This is a genomic window from Selenomonas sp. (assembly GCF_052169755.1).
Taxonomy (GTDB): domain Bacteria; phylum Bacillota; class Negativicutes; order Selenomonadales; family Selenomonadaceae; genus Selenomonas.
In genome coordinates this window covers 1-6251 of record NZ_JBQNBV010000122.1, presented here as the reverse complement: position 1 = coordinate 6251, position 6251 = coordinate 1, and the positions used below count along the sequence as shown (strand labels likewise).

The 6251-nt window shown below is 51.1% G+C and carries 9 protein-coding genes; all 9 read right to left on the bottom strand.

Annotated features, from left to right (window positions below):
• Window positions 1-49: 49 nt before the first annotated feature.
• Window positions 50-595, bottom strand: coding sequence for a phage holin family protein (locus ACTTKG_RS08525; RefSeq protein ID WP_442673789.1), 546 nt, complete (start codon window positions 593-595; stop codon window positions 50-52).
• Window positions 596-662: 67 nt separating this feature from the next.
• A complete protein-coding gene (locus ACTTKG_RS08520; RefSeq protein WP_442673788.1) occupies window positions 663-824 on the bottom strand; it encodes a CD1375 family protein in 162 nt (53 codons plus the stop codon).
• A complete protein-coding gene (locus ACTTKG_RS08515; protein ID WP_442673787.1) occupies window positions 821-1147 on the bottom strand; it encodes a hypothetical protein in 327 nt (108 codons plus the stop codon). The genes ACTTKG_RS08520 and ACTTKG_RS08515 overlap by 4 nt, the downstream gene beginning before the upstream one ends.
• Window position 1148: 1 nt before the next feature.
• Window positions 1149-3008: a shufflon system plasmid conjugative transfer pilus tip adhesin PilV gene (pilV, locus tag ACTTKG_RS08510; protein WP_442673786.1), complete on the bottom strand. Its 1860-nt coding sequence runs from the start codon at window positions 3006-3008 to the stop codon at window positions 1149-1151.
• A gap of 1 nt (window position 3009) precedes the next feature.
• The gene (locus ACTTKG_RS08505) at window positions 3010-3645 is read right to left on the bottom strand and encodes a putative phage tail protein (protein ID WP_442673785.1); all 636 of its coding nucleotides are present in this window, start codon (window positions 3643-3645) and stop codon (window positions 3010-3012) included.
• Window positions 3623-4657, bottom strand: a complete 1035-nt coding sequence (locus ACTTKG_RS08500) for a baseplate J/gp47 family protein (RefSeq protein ID WP_442673784.1) — start codon at window positions 4655-4657, stop codon at window positions 3623-3625. Before ACTTKG_RS08500 ends, ACTTKG_RS08505 begins: the two co-directional genes overlap by 23 nt.
• A complete protein-coding gene (locus ACTTKG_RS08495; protein WP_442673783.1) occupies window positions 4650-5078 on the bottom strand; it encodes a DUF2634 domain-containing protein in 429 nt (142 codons plus the stop codon). The genes ACTTKG_RS08500 and ACTTKG_RS08495 overlap by 8 nt, the downstream gene beginning before the upstream one ends.
• Complete coding sequence (locus ACTTKG_RS08490; protein ID WP_442673782.1) at window positions 5075-5467, bottom strand: DUF2577 family protein; 393 nt, start codon at window positions 5465-5467, stop codon at window positions 5075-5077. The genes ACTTKG_RS08495 and ACTTKG_RS08490 overlap by 4 nt, the downstream gene beginning before the upstream one ends.
• The coding region (locus tag ACTTKG_RS08485; protein WP_442673781.1) for an XkdQ/YqbQ family protein at window positions 5406-6251 on the bottom strand (846 nt) is incomplete at its 5' end. The genes ACTTKG_RS08490 and ACTTKG_RS08485, both read right to left, overlap by 62 nt.

The window sequence follows — 6251 nt, the reverse complement described above, 5'->3', positions numbered from 1 at the left end:
CCCGGATCGGGGTTGCCGTTCGGTGCGTGTCCTGCGTTAATGAGTACTTTCATTTGTCATTTCTCCTTTCGCTTTCCTGCTTCTTGTCGGCGCCTATGCCGCTACGCTTACGTGCAAGCTCAAGCAGGGCGCCTGCCTCTTCTACTCCCGATGCCTGCATATTCTCCAAGATCGAGATGAACTCCGTCAGCGACAAATACCCGATTACGAGCGTCGCTGCGAATGCTGGTGCATGCGTCTTGAGCAGGATGAAATCTAATAGCACGGCAGCTGCGACAACGGCGAAATACGTCAAGATTTTCGGCACGAACCGCGTGCGCATCATGTCGCTTTTGATGTATCCTGCACGCCGAGCCGCCCGAAAATGCCACAAGACTTGCCAGAGCGTCGGAGCAGTCCACCCGCGGTCTGTAAGATACTGTCGCGACAGAGAGATCCACTTTGTAGCAAGATCGAGGCATACGAGCGTAAAAAACGCCACGAAGATCTGCACATGTTCCTGCGCCGCTATCGCAAGGGCGAACGACACGCCGAGTTTAGCGCCCCACCCTTCCTGCAGCCGCTGAAGGACGGCGATGAAGTCTGTCCCATTCAATGTTTATCCTCTCCTTTAGATGTAAATGTAAGAGCCGCCGTATCGCTACAGCGGCTCTTCTTGTTCCTCACGCACTCTGCGTGTGCTCAGCGAGGTATGCGGCTACGTCGTCGCGGTAGACCTCGGGCACGACTTTCTGCCCCTCGGTCTTGTCCTCTTCGCTGATCGCCCATTTCCCTGCACGCACGAGATACGCGTAGATGGGGATCATATAAGCCCACTTCTTCATTTACTTTCACCTCCCTTCGCTTTGAGAGCGACTTCGAGCGCCGTGATGCGCTCCGCATACGACGCAATGCGTTCATCCTGCGCCGCCATGGCCTCGTAGACGGCGAGGCGCTCAGTGTCGACAGGCGGCTCGGTAGGAGTGATTATGGGACTCTCCGCTGCAGGCTTTTTCTTAATTTTTCCATCTACAAGGTGGATTTGGTAAATACTGTAGTGTACGGCGTTTTCGATTGCCGTTTCACCTCGAGTTGCTAAATCAGCTGTATTTGGCTCCGAATCACATGAGCTGATGCACGCCCCTTTATTGTCAAAAACATACCACATTTTATTTCACCCCAATAATAATGTAATTAGCAATCGTATTGACAGAATCTCCATGACCTTCAGCGACACACGACACTTTTCTATGTCCATCAACAGTGCATCCAAAATCGTTCAAATCTCCTGCTGTTGCAAAATCAACTATAGTTGCAGGTGAAACAGTCCATTTACACTGACTTTCTAAAAAACCGTTAGGCAACGGGATTGTGCCGCCGTGTGCAACAGTACCAGTTAAAATTGCAATTTTAACAATACTATTTTTGATCTGCTCAAGAATCCACTGCAACGACTGCCCGCCGAGATTGTTGGCATTTGAAGCCGTACCACGCAAATCACCTTCAAAGCCAGCATCGCAACGCATCTTCCCCGACGTGTAAATATTCTTGCCGTTGAAGACGCGTATCCACTCGTTATCGGTCATGTGCCAACCGCCGCCGTGGTCTTCAAAATAAAAACCACAATCGCCAAGTGCTCTAAACCATGTATTGGTGTAAAAAGTTTCTGCAGTCATCGAGCCTAGCGTGCGCCAATTACCACTACGCAAATCCATAGAGCCTGTATATCTCTTGTTGCACATATCGTAAAAACCGATACCCCACCATGAGCCAATGTTAATATTAGCGCCATTTTGATGAGTGATTGCGTCGCCGCTGTCTAGTCCACCACCGTATATATAGCCATGAGTTAAATCAATCCCTTTGTTACTTCCGTCGAAACCTAAATTACCCGTCATCGTATCGCCCGACTTGCTAACCCTCGTGTTCGCTTTTTGCTCCGCGATGGTTTCGACTTCGTTTTGTGTCGGAATATATCTCCACTCCGCCCAGTTTCCGGCGCGATAGTCGTCAGGGCCATTATACATACGCGACCAATAACCGGGAACGCTATGAGGAAAATATATTTGCATGGTACGCCATTCGCTATCCGCACCATTTTCTAAGCGATTCACGACCAACAGTCCGAAGTTATATTCATTCGGTGGCGCATGATGAGCAGAATCCATTACAGTATTGCTTATCTTATACGTCGTAGGCTCAGTCAAGGTGTTCCAGTCTATATCACCACCTACATGTCTATTGCCTATCTTGCGATAAGACTGATTGATTTCGTTTTTGCTATAGACTTCGCCTTTGTCGTACACCTCAAATCCGAGATGCCTTTTCAGCACGCTGCCGTCGGGATGATCGAGCGGCGTTTTCTTGCGGTGGGCGTCGAACAATTTATTGACGTCCTCTTTTGAGTATGCGCCTATATCACCTGCAACGATTCCCCCTTTTCTGAGATGCTTTTTTTCAATCGCCCGCTCGGCAATTTTTGCGCTTGTTACAGCCCCATCTCTAATCTTTGGCGTTGTAACACTGGCATCAGGATGGTCAATCTCGACAGCAGCCTTATGGCTATCCATATCCAGCTTCGTGACGTAAGCGCTATTCTCCGCAACAATTGTCAAATTCATCGCATTGCCGACGATAATATGCAAGTTGATAATCTTGCTCGAAATCGGACTCTCCTTACCCGGGATATAGTCCGCAAGATTCCCCGCGTTAGTGTAAGCGTAAAGCTGTTCTTCACCGTCATCGATTTTGGCAAAGACGCCAATCTCACGATTAAAAAAACCCTTAGCAAGATTATTGTTATCGAGAACAAAACGCAGGCGCGCCGAGCCGTCGCCGTTGTTCAAAAAGTTTTGTAGAGGCAAGCTCATCACACTGTGCACGAGTGCCGTCATATCATCGACGGACTGCCCGTCCAAGAGTCCATCACCAAGTTCAACCTTTGTGAAAGTGACCTTCTGCTTATTTTGTCCCGCAAGGATGATATTTTTCCCCAGTTGTGTCAACTGGATTTTGGGAAATTGCGCCATGTCACACACTTCCTATCTCTATAATTTCCAATCCATCTACAAATCCGGCAGCGTACAAAGGCGTGTCATCGATTTCATACGATACATCTCCGCCGCTTTGTATATCCGTGACCTCATACTCTGTGATATATCCGGCAACGTGGATCTGCGCTTCTCTTTCTATGAGATAATCCAACGCCAAAGCAAGATGCGCAGGTTTATACTCTTCAAGAGCTTCGAGCAATCCCGAATAATCGCTGCTGATTGCAGTACTGATGAGCCGGAAAGCATACCGTTCGTTTTGTTCCTCAATCTGCACCTTCGCCCCTTGCGGGAAGTATGCCGAAGCAAGCCGCTCCATAAAAGAGACGGTGGAGATTTGCCTAGCCTGCAGCTTCAGCAGGATACGCTTACGTCGAGCCTCATACCCGTCTTTGGCGCGAGCCTCCAAAGCAAGCACCTGCTCCCAAGAAGTAAGCCCCCACGTAGCGGTTTCTACAAAAAACTGTTTTACTACATCCTGCAAAAGCATCCGCAAGCGTTCGTGCTCCGCGCTGCAGCTGCTAAGCAGCGCCTTGAAATGCGCATCATGCCGCAGAAACGCAGGCAAATACCGTGAAAGCTCTGCTGGATGCTCACGGAGAAACTGAAAGTTCATGCAATCTCACCTCCTGCACATAAAGCAATTGATCTTCGCTGACCGACACTCTGTTTTTACCGTTAAGCAAGAGCTCGTCATAGTCTGTCACGCTTGGCTGGTTCATCAGCAAATCCCCGACCTGTGCAGACGAGAGATATTTTAAACTCAAGCTCTTTTTCTTCAGGTAGTCGTTAATCGCAGAGATGAGCGCCGCCTCATCGCAACGTCCAGCCACAGCCGCCGTGATCGTCAATGGCTTAGGCGCAGGGCTCATGACAGTCACTGTCGCGCCGATCGGACGGACATCTTCAATATAGCCCCTAACTTTCTCGATCAGCTCTGTCGGAGCCGTTTTCAAATCTGCGTCCAGTATCAAGATCTTCACAGTTCCCGCGCCTTTCCAAAGTGGTACGACACGACATGCACCGACCCCCGCGATGCTCATCGCCCAGTTGTGATAGTGGTACTTGTTGCCGCTGGTCGCCGGAGTCCGCACCACACGTAAATAGCGCTCCAAGAGTGCTGCGTCGGTTTCTGCGTCGTAACCGCCATGAATTTCCTCTTCGTTGGTTACAAAATTGATGCCGGGGATGCTCATCGGGATTTTTGTGACCGTATTTTTTCCCGTATTGCCGATGTTGCCCGGCAATAGAGCTTCTATATCAAGTACAGCGACCTGCACAACGTCTACCGTGCGCATCGTCTGATAGCGCACCCCCTTCTCTGTTTGAAACAGGCTTCCGGCTACGATGCGCCCCGAGCCTTTTACGCGGACTTTTCCGATCGCCTTTGTCGCTTCTTTTCGCACGACGCCAAATTCAGCGGCACGCTTCGTCAAGTATTCGCCCCAGCTCGTATCAGCGAACGCCGCCTTGTACGCCTCTTCCAACTCGACTTCTACTTTGGCAAACTCCACTGAATTGGCGGCGAGCATGTCGTATTCAAACGTGCCCTCGATCTTACTCGCAGGCGTGTTGCTCGAATCCTGCATTTCGCGCAGGATGTCCTTCTGTTCGCGAGCTCTATACATCAAGCGTCACCTCCCCGTAGATTGTCGTGAGCGTTATACGGACGTGCACCAGCTCCCCACGATTTTCCGGCACGAAGGAATACGAATCAATGCTCTTGATGTAGGGATTGACCATCAGGCACTCCGTGATGACGCGTTTGAGTTCGGAATACCGCTCCTCGACGCCCATGACCTTGCCAATAAAAGGCTTCAGCTCGATGCCGTACTGCCACGAATAAACAAGATAAGAAAAGCGCTCCGTCTTGAGCGCTTTGTAAATCCAGACTACAAGGGCGTCGTTGCCCGTCAAAAGGATATGTCGCCCGTTCGCGTCATACAAAAAGCAGTCACGCTCGAAATCCCACGCGTACTCCTTGAAAAGAGGCAGTTCACTTCCAACGACATCGCGCGTCGAGCTGATAAATGGAAACTCCCTGCTCATAGTTTCACCAGCTTGCTTTCGATGATAAAGATCTGCCCACCCTCTTGCGGATAGACACTCACGAGGTCGCCGGGCTTTAAGGTGTCCGTCCACGTCTCGTCATTGTCGATCGGGTGGTTATGCGATTCGTATGCAGGATCGCCGCTGCCACCGCCTCGAAAATCCGTCTCGCCGACGATGTGGCGCGTATGCCCGGGCAGCCAATACTCATTGAGATAGAGCTTATCAGGCGTAAGCACGATGTCGTTCCATGCGACGGACAGCGCGGGCGGCGGCGTCAGCACCTTCCCGACACTCGGCAAAAGCGGCGTATGCTCTTCGGCGATGTCATGCTGAATCGCCAGCATCTTGCTCATCGAGTTCTCCGCGCTCGGTATAACTTCCGCCACGACGCTCCCCCCTCTCCTTCTTCTCCTCTTCCTTCTCCGTCTTTTCCTCATTCATGAGGTTCTCAAACTCAAGTTCGAGCTTCATCTCATGCTTTCCATCCGCAAATGTGTGCGTATCCGCCTTCACCCAGAACTGCCCCTTAAAGAGACTGTCCTTCACCGTGATGGAGTAGGACGACTTCACGCGGTAGTCGCCGAGCGCCGTGATATGCCCCGACCGCTCGGGCTTCTTGAGCATCGCCTTGGCTTCCGTCTGCGTGTCCTTGTTCGGGTCTTGCTTGTAGACGTCTTGAAACATGGAGTATTTTTTGATGTGCTCATCGTTTCGCACATAATCGACGCGGTTTCCTTCCTCATCAACGACAAGAATCTGGTCGATGAGGTTCTCGATGCTCTCCTTATAGACACTGTCTTCCATGTTGACGGCAGAATCCGCCGTGTAACCTTCGATGAGCGTCCCCTTCTCGATCACGTCGAGCTTTGCGCCGTTCATGACAGGATGGTATTTCTTCTCCGTCACCTTCGCAGCCTCGGTGTACGCGCCCTGGACGATCTGGTAGCCCGTCTTGGCGTTGGCGATAAAGGAGACCTCTGTGCCTGTCTCGACGATGTCGCCGACCAATACGCCAAGTTCGGCGCAAACCTGCCGTGTGATGTCCTCAGGCGTGATGTTGTCAAACTTACGCGTCGTCTTGCTCTTTGCCAGTACATAGAGATGGTCAAAAGCCGTGACGCTCACCGATGACTTCGCCCTGTCGCGCTCGATGCTGTAGATATTGCCCTC